Here is a 17,305-nt window from a genome sequence, read left to right as displayed (position 1 = left end):
ACTCGCGCGGGGCTTTGATCAATGCCAAAGGATGCGCATCAAAGCCTGATCGACTTAAAGCCGCAATGCATAGACTGTTCATGAAGATGTTAAAATCGCTAAAAGGTAGCGATTGGACAAAACAATAGTTTTGCAAAGGCCTCATACTTATAAATTTATTTTTTTGAGCTGTTTTACCGGGAGAGTACGTATTACCTAATGGAACAACCATTTAAATAAATTCTAAAGTTGAGGAGATGTTATGAAAAAAATAAGCTATGCAGTATTAATGGCCATCCTGTTTGTTGGCTTCACGGGATGCGGAGACGACAGCAGCAGTACCGGACCGGATGTTAAAGAAAATCCGCCAGAAATGCCTAATATTGAAAATGCTCAACCCGATGTTTCTTTTTTCCAGGAAAACAACCCCCAAAAATCAGCTACGGATGAACTGAACGAGACAAATAACTTTAATCAAGCCCGGATGACAGTTCTTTGGAATACCATGTTCTTTAGCTTTGGACAGAGTTATGGGACACTTTTTTCTCAGGCGAATCAGGAAGAGGCTGATTTTAACAACGGAGTTTGGGAATGGTCTTATACATATAACTTCGAAGGGATGAGCGCCAGTTACCGTACAACTGCCGAGGAAGTCGGTAATTCTGTTAAATGGGCAACATACTGGAGTTACGATGACGGTCAAGGTAATAGCGTTGATAATTATAAGATTTTTGAAGGAACCGTCTCCAATGATGAGTCAACGGGTGATTGGACTTTTAATGCTATGGATTCCGACCTTCAGGAGGAAGTTCCTTTCATTACCTCAACATGGAATTTCACCAGTGAAACAGAAAAAGAAATTAATCTGACCATGTATGGCGATGCTATTGATGATGAAAGTGCTGATGAAACCGCCACCATTGACTTTGTACAAGAAGGTACGGATTTCAGCATGGACTTAAACTTCGCTGATGGTGAAAATCATTTGGTCACCTGGAATACCGATACCAATATCGGTTCTATTACTACCAATGGAGAAACAGTATGCTGGAATGAAAATTTTCAGGATGTTTCTTGTGAGTAATTTATAATTCATTGAGTTAGTTACAATTGAGAGAGATGGCCCCGGGCATGACGTTCGGGGCTTTTTTATGTTAAAAGGCGAGCTTGGGATAAAAATCCTTCCACTGCTTCCGGTCCGTACTTCCTGCTTCCTGCCGCTGTGGCTGAAGCGGAGAAAGTCCACCGGTGAACCGGGTTTGAAACCGGATGAATGAACACGTTATCATTACAGCCTGAGAGGATTTGTTTGACAAAAGGAGAGGAATAAAGGCCAAACAGATCTAACTGGTGCAACATTCATGATAAAGGGATGACACGATGCTGTCACTGTTTGTGTTATTATAACAGCAGACGAAAAGAAGAATAAAGATCATACGCGTGCAGCATGCCGAAGGATAGTCAAAACCCCATACGCGGCCGGGGTGCTTCCGATAACCCGGCCAACCGGTTCGAGAATGAGTATCTCGATTATGACGTGGATGAGCAGACCGGCCAGAAGCCCGCGCAAAAGACCCGGCTCATCCGCGACGATACCAAAGAGATTTTATCCAAAAACGACAGTCCCGATATCCCGTTTACCTATGGACTGAACCCGTACCGGGGGTGCGAGCACGGCTGTATTTATTGCTATGCGCGTCCCACGCACGAATACCTGGGGTTTTCGGCGGGGCTCGATTTCGAGTCGCGCATCATGGTCAAGTATGATGCGGCGGAAAAACTGCGGGCCCGGTTTGCTTCAAAAAACTGGAAGCCTGAGCCCGTTATTATGAGCGGTGTTACCGATCCCTATCAGCCGGTGGAGCGGGAGCTTGAAATCACGCGCAGCTGTCTCGGGGTTTTTGCCGAAGCACGGAACCCGGTCAGTATGATTACCAAGAACTACCTGGTAACGCGCGATATGGACCTGTTAGGGGAACTTGCGGAATATAATGCCGCCCACGTAACGCTTTCCGTCACCACGCTGGACCGTGAATTGGCACGGGTCATGGAGCCGCGGACCTCCCAGCCGTATCGTCGGCTGGAGGCTATCAAACAACTCGCCGGCGCGGGAATCTCGGTAGGGGTGAATGTCGCTCCGATTATCCCGGGATTAACCGATCATGAGTGTGCGGATATTTTGAAAGCCGCAAAGGAGGCGGGCGCTTCGCATGCCGGCTACACTATCGTGCGGCTCCCCCACGGCGTCAAAGACCTGTTTCGGGAATGGCTGGAGCATCACTTCCCCGACAGAAAAGAAAAAGTGCTTAATCGTATCAGGAATATGAAGGGAGGGAAGCTGAATAAAAGTGAATTCGGTGATCGCTTCAAGGGAGAAGGGGCCTTTTCAGATCAAATAAAGGAGATGTTTGAGATCCAGACCAAAAAATTGGGGTTTAACAGGGAATGGAATCCGCTGTCGTCCGAATATTTCAGGCGGCCGGAACAGGGGCAGCTGCATCTGTTTTGACGAGTATCAGCCTGTTGTCTTCAAAAATGTTCTGAGAACAGCTTAGATGATGGCAGGATAGATAGAAATGCTACCTAACATTTTCCTTCTTCTTGCGTATAGGAATACATAGCCCGGCCCAATATCTGTTTTACTGTTTTATTAGCTTTCTAAACATAAATTACCGCTAAAAAACATATAGATATTGGGCTTTTTTTATTCACATCTCTCACAGCATTTTATATATTCAGGCAACTGCACGGCTAAACTTTTTGTATCTTTGAGCTAACAGAATAAAAAACACCGAATAAATATTATTGCATTATGTCTGATACCCCATCCACCATGTTGGAACTTGGAACTCAAGCTCCTCAATTTAGATTATTTGATACCATCAACAACCAGCTCGTCGCGCTGAAAGATTTTGACAACGCCAAGGGATTATTGGTTGTATTTATCTGTAATCACTGTCCGTTCGTACAGCATATACTGGATGAATTTGTTATCACTGCACGGGATCTGCAGCAAAAAGGTATTGGTGTCGTTGCGATCAGCTCCAATGATGTAGAGAATTATCCGGACGACAGCCCCGTTAAGATGGCGGCCCTGGCCCGCGAGAAACAATTTTCATTTCCCTATCTGTATGACGGCACCCAGGAAGTGGCCAAAGCATACCGTGCAGCCTGCACACCTGACTTTTTCCTGTTTGATGAGAATGATAAGCTGGTGTATCGGGGACAGTTCGACGACAGTCGTCCGGGCAATGACAAGCCGGTAACGGGAAAAGATATACGCGAAGCGGCCGACCTGCTGTTTGATGAAGAGATAAAAGATGAACAAAAGCCAAGCATAGGCTGCAATATCAAGTGGAAGGCCGGCAACAAACCGGATTATTTTGGATAGGGGGAGCATGTCCGAGGACGACGATCAGGAAAAAGTTGAAAAAATACGGCGCGATTATACCCAGGAAGTATTGTCGGAGTCGTCGGTGGAAGAAAGCCCGATAGATCAGTTTATGGTCTGGTTTGAACAGGCATTGTCCGCTGATCTGCTTGACCCCAATGCCATGACACTGGCGACGGCAACCAGGGAAGGGGTGCCGGCTTCCCGCATTGTATTGCTCAAGGGGGTGGACCGGGATGGATTTCGGTTTTATACGAACTATGCCAGCCGTAAAGGCAGAGAGCTGGAAGAAAATCCACAGGCGGCTTTGTGTTTTTACTGGCCTCCGCTGGAACGACAAGTGCGCATTGAGGGACAGGTACAGAAGGTAAGCCGGGCTAAGTCGGCCGACTATTTTCGGCGGCGTCCCCGCTTAAGTCAGCTGGGTGCCTGGGCCTCTCAACAGAGCAGCAGGGTAGATTCTCGAAATGAGCTGGAGGACACCTTCAGGGAAGCAGAGAAGCGATTTGAAAATCAGGAAGTGCCCCTGCCGGAATTCTGGGGAGGATACTTGCTGGTACCTGAATATATCGAATTTTGGCAGGGACGAAAAGGGCGCCTTCACGATCGTATATGCTATGAAAGGCAGGGGGAGGGCTTGTGGGAAATCTTTCGCCTTTCTCCCTGAGCAAGACAGATTAACAGTCGGTTTATGGGACGAAATAAGCTCGAGCGTTTTGAAGATATAACCGCATTTGAGAATGTGCTTGAATACACTGATTTTCAGGAGTCGGAGGCCCCGATGCCGAAAGGTCGGTGGAATTCCGAGATTTTTGAAAAGGAGCAGCCGATCATTCTGGAGCTGGCCTGCGGGAAAGGTGAATATTCACTCGCGCTCAGCGAACAGTATCCCGGTAATAATATTATAGGGGTTGATATCAAAGGTGCCCGCATCTGGAAAGGAGCACGTGAAGCGCTGCAGAGCAATCGTGAAAATGTGCGTTTCCTGCGTATATATATCGACCACCTGGACGGATATTTTGCCCCCGGTGAGGTGGAGGATATCTGGATCACTTTTCCCGATCCCTATCCCCGGGGGAGCGATCGAAACAAGCGACTCACTTCTCCCAAATTCCTGAATATCTATCAAAACATCCTGCAGCCGGACGGATCCGTGCGGCTGAAAACCGACAGCGATCAGCTTTTCTCCTATACCCGGAGCGTCATCGAAAAGACAGGATGCAGGATCCTGGAGATGGTGGAGAATATATATGAAGAGCGACCCGGGGATCCGATGCTCACCCAAAAAACCTATTTCGAACGTAAACACCTGAAAAAAGGAAAGACGATTTCCTATCTCCGTTTTACGCTTCCGGGAGATCCCGTTTTATAAAGGATTTTAAAAAACGGCCGTTTGCCCGATCCCGTCATTATCAGTCGATTGAAATTGGCTGTATGCTTTGGTTCCAACCTCCCTCTGACTTCGACCTTGAAAACCTGTTTTTCATAACCTTCTTATTCAGATAGTCTATGGGAAATTTAATACAACGCCCCGGGCGAACCTTTCAGATTCCCTATGGTAGCAGAAATATGAAAGTATTAGTAAAACATGATTAGAGGAATAGGGAATATATTCGTATACATAAGTAATCGGAACCGGAAAATTTATTTTTATAACCTTTGAGTGGAATGGGACTAACTATTCTTTTTGATCTATTAGCAAAGTTTGCGTAACCTTTTTAAAAATAAGATTGCTTAATGATCTTAGAAATGTTTACTTACGACTTAACGGTGTTAACTGCTACCTATAAAAGAAATGAATAAACAAAGTTTAAAGCTTCGGATTATAAGTGCAGCCAGGGAACTGCTGCTTTCGGATGGATACCGTAACCTGTCACTGCGCAAGATTGCTCGTAGCATCGGAGTAAGTGCAACCAGTATTTATCTTCATTTTGAAAGCAAGGATGATCTCGTTCACACGCTTATTGAAGAAGCTATTGAACGGTTGAACAGAGCACTTGAAATTTCTGTAGTTAATAAAAAATCACCGGTCAAAAAGTTAGAGGCGCTTGCACAAACATATGTAAGCTTTGCTCTCAAACATCCCCGGGAGTACCAGGTTATCTATCTGGTTAGCTCAGAAGAGATGACTCGCTATCCGAAGAAGAAATTTCGCAAAGCCCGAAAGGGATACGGGTTGGTGTTGGATGTTTTGACAGAGGGGATAAGCTGCGGAAAAATTGAAGAAGAGAATCCAAATATAGCTGCGTACACTTTTTGGGCACAACTGCATGGAGTCATGTCAGTAGTGTTATCGGAGCGGCTTGATACCCGGATCGATCAGAACGAATTTATCGAAGAAGCTATTAATCATATTATCAGTGGTTATATAACGTACGATTCGCTAAAGCTGGAGAATATTGTAGATAATTAAGTACAACTCAATTGTGAGGAATTGTTATGGATTTTTTTAATGAGAGTTTGGGGTTTTTGTTTCAGTATCCACTGTGGGCGGTTATTGTAAGTATGGTTATTGTAGCCACACTTCTTGCTTTTTGGGGCACTCCGCTCTGGATCTGGGCGATCGGTGGTTTTGTTGCGCTTTGGGGTTTTTCAGCCCCTTCCTGGCTGTTTGTTGTCTATAGTGCACTGGTGCTGCTGTTCAATATAAAAGCTATCCGCCGAACTTTTTTAACGGGTCCGTTGATGAAGCTGCTGGATGCGCTGAATTTTCTCCCGGTTATCTCAGAGACAGAACGCACGGCTATTGAAGCGGGAAATGTATGGGTGGATGCCGAGCTGTTCTCGGGGAAACCGGACCTGGAACGACTGGCCAACGAATCTTATCCTGAATTATCGGATGACGAACAGGCTTTTTTAGAGGGACCTGTTGAAGAGCTCTGCAGCATGGTCGATGACTGGGATGTATTTGTCCGCAAAGGTTTTACGGATGAAGTCTGGGATTATATGCGGGAACATAAATTTTTCGGCTTAATTATTCCCGAAGAATACGGCGGATATAATTTTTCGGCTACTGCTCACAGCGCTATTATTGCGAAGCTGGCTTCCCGCTGTGGTCCGCTGGCGACAACTGTAATGGTTCCGAATTCACTGGGACCGGCGGAGCTCTTAATGCACTACGGGACACAGGAACAGAAAGATCGTTACCTGCCGGGACTGGCGACTGGAGAGGAAATGCCTTGTTTTGCTCTTACCGAACCGACCGCTGGTTCTGATGCCGGTGCCATGACCGCGGAAGGAGAAGTTTTTAAGGGGGAGGATGGAGAGCTCTATATCAGGCTTAATTTCGAAAAGCGCTATATTACCCTGGCGGCCATATCAACGATTATCGGACTGGCCTTTAAATTGGAAGACCCGGAAAATCATCTGGGAAAAGGCAGGGATCTGGGCATTACCTGTGCCCTGATTCCCAGCGATACCGAAGGCATCCGGCTGGGGCGGCGCCACGATCCTCTGGGGGTGCCGTTTTATAACTGCCCGATTAACGGGGATGATGCCGTGGTATCGATCGATCAGATTATCGGGGGTCCCGAGCAGGCAGGCAACGGCTGGCAGATGCTGATGGAATCGCTTGGAGTGGGACGTGGTATTTCGCTGCCCGCCCAGAGTGCGGGGGGTGCTAAAGTTGCTACCAGGGCGATCGGTGCGTATGCGGCCGTGCGGCGACAGTTTGGAATTAATATTGGAAAGTTCGAAGGGATTGAAGAACCCATGGCTCGTATCGGCGGCTTTAATTATCTGATGGATGCCGCCCGCCGTTATACCTGTGCCGCCCTGGATACGGGAGAAAAACCGGCGGTCATTACGGCTATAGCCAAATATAACTTCACGGAGCTGGGACGCAGGATCGTAAACGATGCGATGGATATTCAGGGCGGAGCGGGGATTTCACGGGGACCCCGTAATATCTTTGCTCACCAGTATACCGCGCTGCCGATCGCTATTACGGTGGAGGGAGCGAATATCCTGGCCCGAAGCCTGATGATATTCGGGCAGGGCGCCATCCGTTGCCATCCCTATGCATATGATGAAATCGATGCCCTGACAAGGGGGGATGTCAAAGCCTTTGACAATGTCTTCTGGAAGCATATAGGCCATATTGTCCGTAATACGGCGAGAGCCTTTCTGTTGAGCGTAACGCGGGGTGCCATTTCTTCATCGCCGGTTGACGGTGCGGCCTCTGCATATTATAAAAAATTGTCATGGGCCTCGGCTTCTTTTGCCTTCCTGGCGGATGTTGCCCTGGGCTCTTATGGCGGGGGACTTAAAATAAAGGAGAAAATAAGCGGGCGGTTTGCCGATATTCTCAGCTGGATGTACCTGGCCACCACCACGCTGCGCCGCTATGATGCCGAGGGACAGCATGAAGAAGATCGCATCTTTTTTGAATGGGCGATGCAGTACGCTTTTGCGCAGATCCAGGAAGCCTTTGACGCCATCTATCGAGAGATACAGGTGCCCGGACTTAGCTGGCTGTTCCGGGGACCCATTGCCCTTTGGTCGAGGATGAACAGGATAGGAACCATGCCGGCCGATGCGTTGGGACACAGGGTGGCCCAGGCAATGCAGAAGCCCGGCAGGCAGCGGGATCGCCTGACTGACGGCATCTACCTTCCCGAGGATAAGAACCAGGCGATGGGACGGTACGACTACGCCCTGCAGGCATTGGCAGATGCCGAAGCTGTCTACAAAAAGATCTACAAGGCGACGAAGAAAAAAGAGCTGCCTAAAACACAGCCCCGGTTTGTAATTGATGAGGCCCTGGAGAAAGGGATTATTTCGTCGGATGAGGCTGAGCTGATTCGTGAGGCTGAAAATGCGCGGCTTGACCTCGTAGAGGTTGATGAGTTTACGCTCGAAGAATACCAGAATCAGACGCCTGCACCGCCGCTGAAAACCACAGGGAAGGTTTAATCTTAGCACATTGGCGGCGTCATGAAAATTAAAAGAAATCCTGTTTGACATCCATTCCGTTTCCATCGTAGCACACAGAGGATCGGTCCGCCTGTGGGTGAATTGGTTGGTTACCAGTTATTGGTAAGTGGTAGCCAATAAGCGGCAATTATTATCAAGGTAAGGGTATAGTAGAATTGTGGTAGCAAGGGAAGAAATCGGAGGATTTAATGGCTAACCTTCGGTTCGGATATATACATTTTTTCACGGTATTGATAAGTATCGCGATAGGTCCAAACAACGATTTTCCATTAACCAACAACTGAAAGCCATTACCTACGCATGGCTTTTCTTCCATTCCTTGGCAATCAGGAAGGCCATTTCCAGGCTTTGCTGGTAATTCAGGCGCGGGTCACAGTAGGTTTCATAATTATTATGCAGCTCGCCCTCATGAAGTCCTTTGGCTCCGCCCACGCATTCCGTCACATTATCGCCGGTGAGTTCAAGGTGTACCCCGCCGAGGTAACTGCCCTGATCGCGGTGAATAGCAAATGTCTTGCGAATTTCGGAGACAATGTCATCAAAATTACGGGTTTTGAAATCATCGTTCGTCGCAAAAGTATTGCCGTGCATGGGATCGCAGCTCCATACCACCGGCATGCCTTCATGTTTGATATGACGGATGAGATCCGGTAATCCCTCCTCCACTTCATCTTTGCCGAACCGGCTGATCAGCACAATTTTACCCTGCTCGTGTATGGGGTTCAGCCGGTTGATCAGCTTCAAGGTGTGATCCAGATCATAATTCGGACCAATTTTAATTCCGACAGGGTTTCGAATTCCCCGCAGGTACTCCACATGGGCCCCGTCCAGGTCCCGGGTTCGATTGCCTAACCAGACCATGTGGGCACTCAGGTTGAACCAGCCTTCGCGCCGGGGCACTTTGCGGGTTTGCGCCGAATCATAATGAAGGTTCAGGCTCTCATGTGAGGTATAAATATTTACTCTCTGCGCAGTATTAAAAGAGTTGGGCGTGATGGTCTCCATAAAGCTCACTGCTTTTTGGATAGAGTTGACCATCTCTTCATACTCTTTGTAGTACTCATTCTCCCGCATAAAATCCAGTTCCCAGTACTCGGGATGATGCAGGTCGGCAAATCCTTCGTCAGCCAGGGCCCGCAGAAAATTAAGCGTCAGCGCCGCCTTATTGTATCCGGTAAGCAGTCTCTGCGGATCGGGGACTCGGTCTTCGCGCGTGGGATTGATACTGTTGATCAGATCTCCGCGATAATTATGGATCTTCTCTCCTTCTACCATTTCAAAATCGCGTGAGCGGGGCTTGGCATACTGTCCGGCAATACGTCCCACGCGTACAACGGGCGTCTCCATCTCATGGATGAGTATGAAGCTCATCTGCAATAAAACCTTCAGCAAGTTAACAATCTTTGGCGATTCGCAACCGTCAAAACTCTCGGCACAATCGCCTCCCTGTAGCAAAAAGCCTTCCCCGGATGCTACTTCGGCCAGCTTATCTTTGAGGGCTTGTATTTCCCATGAAGTAATCAGCGGGGGATTGTTTTTAAGTTCCCGATAGACCCGTTCCAACTCGGCTTTGTCCGGGTAAGTGGGAAGCTGCTTAATAGGAAATTCTTTCCAGGATGTCGGAGACCAGTCTTTGGGGTTTGCCACTTCAGGGGCCACGGTTTGTTTGGAAAACATGCTATAGTTTTATCGATAAGTAGTTAAGTGAAACCCTGAAAATACAGAAAAATACGTGTGGGAGCAATTACGATGTATCTTTAATTAAAAGAACCCTTGCAAAACCGTTCTTTTGGGCAATTCCTGCATGTTCGCACATTTAATATGGGATGATTTTGACTACGCTCAGGGGTTGATATTGACCAAAATTTCCGGTTTTTATAATCTTCTTTAAAGAAGGAGTACAGGGCTTCATTCTATAGGTTCAAGTACTAAAATTCCCTGTTTATTAATATAACCGTATTTTTTTCCCAGATTAACCAGCGCCAACCCGTTCCTGAAATCCCACGCCCGATCATAAATTGGATCCACAGTTATCCGTCCCTGACGGTTAACAAAGCCTACCCGCCCGTTTTGCCGGACTCGCGCTTGCCCTTCACAAAATGAATAGGCCTGGTCATATTCGGGGGCAATAATAAATGCTCCCTCTTTGTCGATATACCCGTACTTCTTCCGGTCCAGGTTGGTATCGCTTTCCGGCATAGCTACGACCGCTATCTCTTCAGAAAAAGGCTCGGCATCCAGGTACCTTGAGGGGATGGCTATCTCCCCGCTGGTATCGATATAACCCCATTGCTGAAATTCCAGCTGTACCGGTGCCAGTCCGTCGGAAAATGATTTTGCTTCCCGGTAGCGGGGAGAAATGACCATCTCACCCGAGCGGTTAATATATCCCCATTCCCGGTGAGTTGAGGTCTGAACGAGCGCCCGTCCGCCCGAAAAATTTTCGGCGGCGCTGAACTGCGGCTCAATCGCGAAGGTTCCGTCTGGGGTTATAAACCCCCATTCCCCTCCTCGTTCTTTCTGGACGGCAGCACGCCCATCCTGGAAGTCGAGCGCCCGGTGAAATTGCGGGTGAATCACAAAATTCCCGGAAGAATCGATATATCCATACCGGCCGTCGGACAGAACCCGGGCCAGGTTCTCAGAGAAGCCGTACGCTTCCTCAAAGCGTGGCTCGATAGCTATCGTACCCTCCCGGTCGATATAGCCTGCCGCATTTGAACGATAAACGACCGCCCGTCCCTCTGAAAAAGAATAGGGCCAACTCTCGCCGCTGCGGAGCTGAAACTGCGGGGAAATGCGCTGGATCAGATGTTCATCCATAAAACCGACCTGTTGATTTTCCACAAAAGGATATAAAGTCTCCCCTTTGCCGGGAGCAGCGCCTTCGGGGGGCTCAAGAATTTTGCAGGAGGTCCACAGCAGGCAAATGGCAATGAATAGCGCGAGATTGCGAACGATCAGTTTCATGAATAAAAATGAATATATATTTTTTTATGCAAGATCAGGATCCGGAGGTATATCAGCTATTAAAATATGTACAAAAGATTCTTCTGTTGTATTACGATTTCTGCATGATATTGTTCCCTTCAAAGCTGGTACGGGTCGGAGGGAATGGCAGTAACACCGGAGCTCAGGTGTTTATAGATAACGGCGGTAGCCATGGTGGTCAGGGGATAGGTAAGGATAATGCCGATGCCAAAAAGAAGTGCCCCGAGCATGTTGAGCACTATGACGACCGCGCCGAACAGGAAAAGTTCAAGGGTAAGATTTTCCGTTTGGTAATAGCTTTTCTGCAGCGCAGTAATAGCGGAATGGGTATCCTCCAATAGGTAATAGGGATAAAATTGAAAGCGTATGGCGATAAATATGCCGGGCAGTATAAACAGAAACAGTCCGACAACGACAGCAATCATATAGAGCAGATAGGCCATGAGATAAGGGGGAAATGGTGAGAAACTGTTGAACAGATCTGCCACTTCAACATAGTTGTCGTCGATGAGCAGCAACATAATATGAAAAAAACCCAGGCTCAGGAAGAGTTGAAAAACAGTTAATGCAAGGGAAAGAATTTGGAGCTGACCAGAGGGCTCTTCCGGTGAATAAAGCATGACATATACCTGGGGGATAATTGCCAGGACGTAGTAGGTGACAGCTATGCCGATTATAAACGAGCTGTACTTTTTATATTGATGAAAACTGAATTTGAAAAGCCGGATCAGGTCAATAGAATATTGCTGCATAGAGGTTGAATGAATAAGAGGATATTTCGGTTATATTCGAGGATGGCGATGACCAAATTTTTAAGAATTTAAGGCTTAAAAAAATACGATTTATCTGTATCTTTAAAAGTTTAATTGAACCTAAATATTGTACCCCTTTTGCGAGAAAATATAGTTATCCGTGGCGCACGCGAACACAATTTAAAAAATATTGACGTTAATATTCCCCGGGAAAAGCTGGTCGTTGTCACTGGTATCTCGGGATCTGGCAAGTCATCTCTTGCTTTCGATACGATATATGCGGAAGGACAGCGGCGTTTCCTGGAATCACTGTCGGCTTACGCCCGCCAGTTCCTGGGCATGATGGAGCGTCCCGAGGTGGATTTCATAGATGGACTTTCCCCGGTGATCTCAATTGACCAGAAGACGACCAACCGAAACCCGCGGTCGACGGTGGGGACGGTAACCGAAATTTATGACTTCCTGCGGCTGCTCTACGCTCGCATCGGGGTACCTTATTCCTGGAAGACGGGAAACAGGATGTCTAAGCAGACTTCCGAGGAGGTGGTTTCTGCCATCATGGATATGCCCGAAGGCACTAAGGCCTATTGTCTGGCACCGGTGGTGCGGGGACGCAAGGGTCACTACCGGGAACTGTTCGAACAGACTATGAAACAGGGATTTGTGCAGGTCCGGGTGGATGGTGAGCTGATGGATATCGAAGAGGGGATGAAAGTGGATCGCTACAAAACACACAATATTGAGGTCGTTGTCGACCGGTTTGTGATTAACCGGAACAGCGAAAAGCGCATTGCCGAAAGTGTGCGCCTGGCACTGGAGATGGCGGAAGGCAACGTCATTCTATCGGTTCCGAATGAAGAGGTCGGGTTTGATGATCATCTGTATTCCCAAAATTTGTTTGACCCGGAAAGCGGCCTCGCCTATGAAGATCCCGCCCCGAATATGTTCTCCTTTAATTCGCCCTACGGGGCCTGCCAGAACTGCGACGGACTGGGCTACACCTATGATGTGGATCGCAACCTGGTCATCCCCAACAAAGAGCAGACGATCGAAGAGGGGGCCATTCGCTTTCTGGGAAAACCGCGTGATATTTTTGCTTTTAAACAGCTGAAAGCCGTTTTAAAAACACTCGACCTGGACTTTGAAACACCCATTGATGAATTTTCCGAGGAGGCGCTGGACCTGCTGTTCGAGGGAGGTGGTGACAGGAAGTACGATGTAAGCTACGACTTCCGCCGGGATAATGTCACCTACAAGCACTCCTTTGACGGATTGCGCAACATGATACGCGAGCAGTACAAGGAGAGTAAATCCAATAAAAAGCGCGATAAGGCGAAAGCCTATATGAGTAAGATCGCCTGTCCCGACTGTGGGGGCGGCCGATTGAATAAAGAATCGCTTTCGTACAAAATTGACGGTTATTCGATTGACGACCTGGTGCAACTGGACATCAAAACGCTTCGTCATACCTTGAATAACCTGGATCTGGATGAACGACAGCAGAAGATCGGCAGCCAGGTATTGAAGGAGGTACGCGACCGGGTGGATTTTCTGTTGAATGTGGGGCTCAATTATCTTACGCTCGACCGCGAGGCCCAGACGCTCAGCGGAGGGGAAGCCCAGCGCATCCGGCTGGCCACGCAGATCGGCACGCAGCTGGTCGGTGTGCTCTATATCCTGGATGAACCAAGTATCGGCCTGCACCAGCGGGATAACATTAAGCTTATTCGTTCGCTGGAGACCTTGCGCGACCTGGGCAACAGTGTCATCGTGGTCGAACACGATCGAGAGACCATCGAACAGGCTGATTACGTCCTGGATCTGGGTCCCGGCGCGGGAGAGCACGGCGGGGAAATAGTGACGGAGGGACGACCGGATGAGCTTGATCCCGACTCAATGACGGCCAGGTTCCTGAATGATGAGGAGGCGGTTCCGTATTCGGAAGAGCGGCGGGAAGGCAGCGGGCAATTGGTTCGGCTGGAAGGCGCGCGCGGGCATAATCTCAAGCAGGTGGATGTGGATATCCCGCTGGGGAAGTTCATCTGTGTAACCGGCGTGAGCGGAAGCGGCAAGAGCTCGCTTGTCAACCAGACGCTTGAGCCCATCCTCTCTACTGAATTCTATAACTCAAAATCGGTGCCGCTGCCGTACGATGAGGTGCACGGCATTGATAACCTCGACAAGATTATTTCCGTCGATCAGAGCCCGATCGGACGCACCCCGCGATCAAATCCCGGGACGTATACGAAAGTTTTTGATCACATCCGCAAGCTGTTCGCCCAGCTGCCGGAATCCAAGATCCGGGGATATGACCAGGGACGCTTTTCCTTCAATGTGAAAGGCGGCCGTTGTGAGGCCTGCAACGGGGATGGCGTTCGCAAGATCGAGATGAATTTCCTGCCCGACGTATATGTGGATTGCGAAACCTGCAACGGAAAGCGGTATAACCGTGAGACCCTGGAAATCTACTACAAGGGAAAAAACATTTCGGATGTGCTGAATATGTCCATTCGGGAAGCCCATGATTTTTTTGACTCTGTTCCGGCCATTAACCGTATTCTGGGTACGCTTGTTGATGTGGGACTCGGATACCTGCGATTGGGACAACCAAGCACGACCCTATCCGGGGGCGAAGCACAGCGCATTAAGCTGGCGCGCGAGCTGGCCAAAGTAGGTACCGGCGATACGCTTTACATTATGGATGAACCGACAACAGGGCTGCATTTCCAGGATGTTCGCCTGCTGGTGGATGTGGCTCAGCAGCTGGTGGACAAGGGTAATACGGTCATCGTTATTGAACACAACCTGGATTTGATCAAGGCGGCAGACTGGATTATTGATTTGGGTCCAGAAGGCGGACAGGAGGGAGGAGAAATTATTGCCGAAGGGACCCCCGAAGAGGTGGCTGAGGCTGAAGGAAGTGCTACGGGGACCTTCCTGAAGGAGGAATTCGAACGGGAAAAGAACCAAAGAATTACCGCATGAGGATTTGAACCAGGTACGTTGTATTGAATGCGGCCACTGCTACTTTTCTGAAGAGAATTATGTAGGGAGAGCTTCGTAAAACTGCTCTTTCAAGCATGTGGTGATTCAAAACAGCTTTGAACGGCATCCTTCACTCAATGTCGGGGTTATCGGTCGGTTGAAATGCTCACATATGGGCTATATGCTGTAATTCCAACCTCCCCCTGTCCTTGGTCTTGAACAAAATACCTGGTTTTGCAAACCCCTCTTATTATAACATGTGCATGTTGTAAGTAAAGACTGACTTACAGTGTGTCATCGTAAATTAGCTTCATCCTGCACCTTTACCAAAATAATATTTTTGGGTCTTGTAGACACTGAAAGATTATTTGGAAACCAGCGGCGCAACGCGTTATTTATATATGATAGCGTTATGAAATATTAATTTCGGTTAACTGTCAAATACCAAAGAAAGGTGATCTGTTATGGCGTTCTTTATTCGATGTCTCGGAGTCTTCATTTTGTCATGGATCATATTTTCAACAGGGGTGTCAGCTCTGTGGGTTGGCGAGCACGCTCTTGCCTTTTCAATTCTATATGGCGGAGTGGCAGGTATTTTCCTTAGCGTGCTTTACGGCTGGATTGACGAATTGACGATCCGGCATCACGGGGCGTAGAAAATGCCTTTCGTTCGGTCCGTATCCTCTGCGACGCCGACCAACCTGTAATCGAGCAATGCCCCAACCCGTCCGCCGGGTCCTCCCGCTGTCATAACGGGCAAGATGGTTATTTTACATTCTTTTTATCTTGTTTTCATTATTAAAGGCGCGCTTCTGTTTCCAAAAAGAATCTTTATTTGACTAATGATATGAATAGCGAAAATTGTTATAATAGCCTCTTCAATCATTTATAATATAAATTTAATCTCTTAGAAAACGGGATCATGGCATTAGCATCCAAAAGCATAGAAGAACTGTTAGGTGATGAAGCAGAAGATTTGCTGACTCACAACTGCGACACAATATCCAAAGACAAACTCCATCTGCCCTCAGCATCTTACGTGGATGATGTATGGTATCAGTCCGATCGGAATCCACGGGTACTGCGAAACCTTCAGTCGCTGCTGGATCACGGCCGGCTGGGCGGTACGGGCTACACCTCCATTTTACCGGTTGACCAGGGCGTTGAACACTCCGCCGGCGCCTCATTTGCACCCAATCCCGACTATTTTGATCCCGAGAATATTATCAAATTGGCCATTGAAGGTGGATGCAACGGTGTTGCTTCCACCTTCGGAGTGTTGGGAGCGGTAGCTCGAAAGTATGCTCATAAAATCCCTTTTATTGTTAAGATTAATCACAATGAGCTGATGACCTATCCGAATACCTACGACCAGGTGATGTTCGGTTCGATTGAACGTGCCTACGATATGGGGGCTGCAGCGGTGGGAGCTACGATCTACTTTGGTTCGGAGGAATCCAGCCGTCAAATTCAGGAAGTCGCCCGCGCTTTTGAGCGTGCACACGAACTGGGACTGGCTACTATTCTCTGGTGCTATACCCGCAATTCAGCTTTCAAAGTGAACGGAGAGGATTATCACGCTTCAGCTGACCTTACGGGTCAGGCTAACCACCTGGGGGTAACGCTTCAGGCCGACATTATCAAGCAGAAGCAGCCGACGAATAATGGTGGTTACAAGGCCCTGAACATGGGAGACTCTTCTTATGGAAAGCTTGATGAGGATATCTACAATAAGCTGGCCAGTGAACATCCCATTGATCTTACCCGTTATCAGGTGGCAAACTGCTATATGGGGCGCGCCGGACTGATTAACTCGGGAGGGGGTTCCGGAGAAAATGATTTTGCCCAGGCTGTTCGAACAGCGGTTATTAATAAGCGTGCCGGCGGCATGGGACTCATTAGCGGCCGTAAAGCCTTTCAACGTCCGCTAAAAGAAGGGGTCAAACTGCTTAACTTTATTCAGGATGTCTATCTGGATGAGGATATTACCGTAGCATAGAAGTATTGCCATTCTGGGTGTCTGTCGCACTCAGGAGATCGTAAGGAGAGGCGGCCATTTGAGTCAGGTTTTTTGGGATCTTTTGAGGCGAATGAGGGACTGTTTGGCGAAAAAGAGCTCGGAATCCGGCCTATTCGGCTGACGAATTTGTAAGACCGGCCCCGGCTATGGCCTTATGGAACAATCCATAGGGCCTTTTTTTAATTCATCAGATGAATAAGAAGAACGACGGTATTTGTATTTCTATTATTTAACTGTGATGTCTATTTTGGC

General features: G+C 48.2%; 14 protein-coding genes. 10 read left to right on the top strand and 4 right to left on the bottom strand.

Annotation, left to right across the window (positions count from 1 at the left end; genetic code table 11):
• The first annotated feature begins 241 nt into the window (after positions 1-241).
• The gene (locus BUB16_RS05390; RefSeq protein ID WP_073060364.1) at positions 242-1,063 is read left to right on the top strand and encodes a hypothetical protein; all 822 of its coding nucleotides are present in this window, start codon (positions 242-244) and stop codon (positions 1,061-1,063) included.
• Between the two features lie 70 nt (positions 1,064-1,133).
• On the opposite strand, the gene BUB16_RS22025 is transcribed toward BUB16_RS05390, so the two are convergent.
• Positions 1,134-1,268, bottom strand: coding sequence for a hypothetical protein (locus tag BUB16_RS22025; RefSeq protein ID WP_280173641.1), 135 nt, complete (start codon positions 1,266-1,268; stop codon positions 1,134-1,136).
• Positions 1,269-1,426: 158 nt separating this feature from the next.
• Between BUB16_RS22025 and BUB16_RS05385 the strand changes: the two genes are divergently transcribed.
• From BUB16_RS05385 to BUB16_RS05360, 6 genes are all read left to right on the top strand, one after another.
• On the top strand, positions 1,427-2,488 hold the full coding sequence (locus BUB16_RS05385; protein ID WP_073060361.1) for a PA0069 family radical SAM protein: 1,062 nt from the start codon (positions 1,427-1,429) through the stop codon (positions 2,486-2,488).
• 303 nt (positions 2,489-2,791) lie between these two features.
• Positions 2,792-3,370 carry a thioredoxin family protein gene (locus BUB16_RS05380; RefSeq protein WP_073060358.1) on the top strand — a complete coding sequence of 193 codons (579 nt, stop codon included), beginning with the start codon at positions 2,792-2,794 and terminating at the stop codon, positions 3,368-3,370.
• Positions 3,371-3,377: 7 nt separating this feature from the next.
• A complete protein-coding gene (gene pdxH, locus BUB16_RS05375) occupies positions 3,378-4,037 on the top strand; it encodes a pyridoxamine 5'-phosphate oxidase (RefSeq protein WP_073060354.1) in 660 nt (219 codons plus the stop codon).
• A 24-nt stretch (positions 4,038-4,061) separates the two neighbouring features.
• A complete protein-coding gene (trmB, locus tag BUB16_RS05370) occupies positions 4,062-4,742 on the top strand; it encodes a tRNA (guanosine(46)-N7)-methyltransferase TrmB (protein WP_073060351.1) in 681 nt (226 codons plus the stop codon).
• Between the two features lie 423 nt (positions 4,743-5,165).
• Positions 5,166-5,783 (top strand): TetR/AcrR family transcriptional regulator, encoded by a 618-nt coding sequence (locus BUB16_RS05365; protein ID WP_073060347.1) that lies wholly within the window; start codon positions 5,166-5,168, stop codon positions 5,781-5,783.
• A 26-nt stretch (positions 5,784-5,809) separates the two neighbouring features.
• Positions 5,810-8,284: an acyl-CoA dehydrogenase gene (locus BUB16_RS05360; protein WP_073060345.1), complete on the top strand. Its 2,475-nt coding sequence runs from the start codon at positions 5,810-5,812 to the stop codon at positions 8,282-8,284.
• 315 nt (positions 8,285-8,599) lie between these two features.
• On the opposite strand, the gene BUB16_RS05355 is transcribed toward BUB16_RS05360, so the two are convergent.
• From BUB16_RS05355 to BUB16_RS05345, 3 genes are all read right to left on the bottom strand, one after another.
• Positions 8,600-9,982, bottom strand: a complete 1,383-nt coding sequence (locus BUB16_RS05355; RefSeq protein WP_073060342.1) for a class II 3-deoxy-7-phosphoheptulonate synthase — start codon at positions 9,980-9,982, stop codon at positions 8,600-8,602.
• 231 nt (positions 9,983-10,213) lie between these two features.
• Positions 10,214-11,275 carry a WG repeat-containing protein gene (locus tag BUB16_RS05350; RefSeq protein WP_073060339.1) on the bottom strand — a complete coding sequence of 354 codons (1,062 nt, stop codon included), beginning with the start codon at positions 11,273-11,275 and terminating at the stop codon, positions 10,214-10,216.
• Positions 11,276-11,394: 119 nt separating this feature from the next.
• Positions 11,395-12,048: a hypothetical protein gene (locus tag BUB16_RS05345; RefSeq protein ID WP_073060337.1), complete on the bottom strand. Its 654-nt coding sequence runs from the start codon at positions 12,046-12,048 to the stop codon at positions 11,395-11,397.
• A 138-nt stretch (positions 12,049-12,186) separates the two neighbouring features.
• Between BUB16_RS05345 and uvrA the strand changes: the two genes are divergently transcribed.
• The 3 genes from uvrA (at position 12,187) to BUB16_RS05335 (ending at position 17,032) form a co-directional block, all read left to right on the top strand.
• Entirely contained in the window at positions 12,187-15,033 is a 2,847-nt protein-coding gene (uvrA, locus tag BUB16_RS05340) for an excinuclease ABC subunit UvrA (RefSeq protein ID WP_073060567.1), read from the top strand.
• Positions 15,034-15,533: 500 nt separating this feature from the next.
• Positions 15,534-15,689 carry a hypothetical protein gene (locus tag BUB16_RS21395; protein ID WP_170864290.1) on the top strand — a complete coding sequence of 52 codons (156 nt, stop codon included), beginning with the start codon at positions 15,534-15,536 and terminating at the stop codon, positions 15,687-15,689.
• 266 nt (positions 15,690-15,955) lie between these two features.
• The gene (locus BUB16_RS05335) at positions 15,956-17,032 is read left to right on the top strand and encodes a class I fructose-bisphosphate aldolase (protein WP_073060335.1); all 1,077 of its coding nucleotides are present in this window, start codon (positions 15,956-15,958) and stop codon (positions 17,030-17,032) included.
• Positions 17,033-17,305: the final 273 nt, after the last annotated feature.

It is taken from the genome of Fodinibius roseus, assembly GCF_900129315.1.
Classification (GTDB): Bacteria; Bacteroidota; Rhodothermia; order Balneolales; family Balneolaceae; genus Fodinibius; species Fodinibius roseus.
This window is presented reverse-complemented; position numbering and strand designations above follow the sequence as displayed.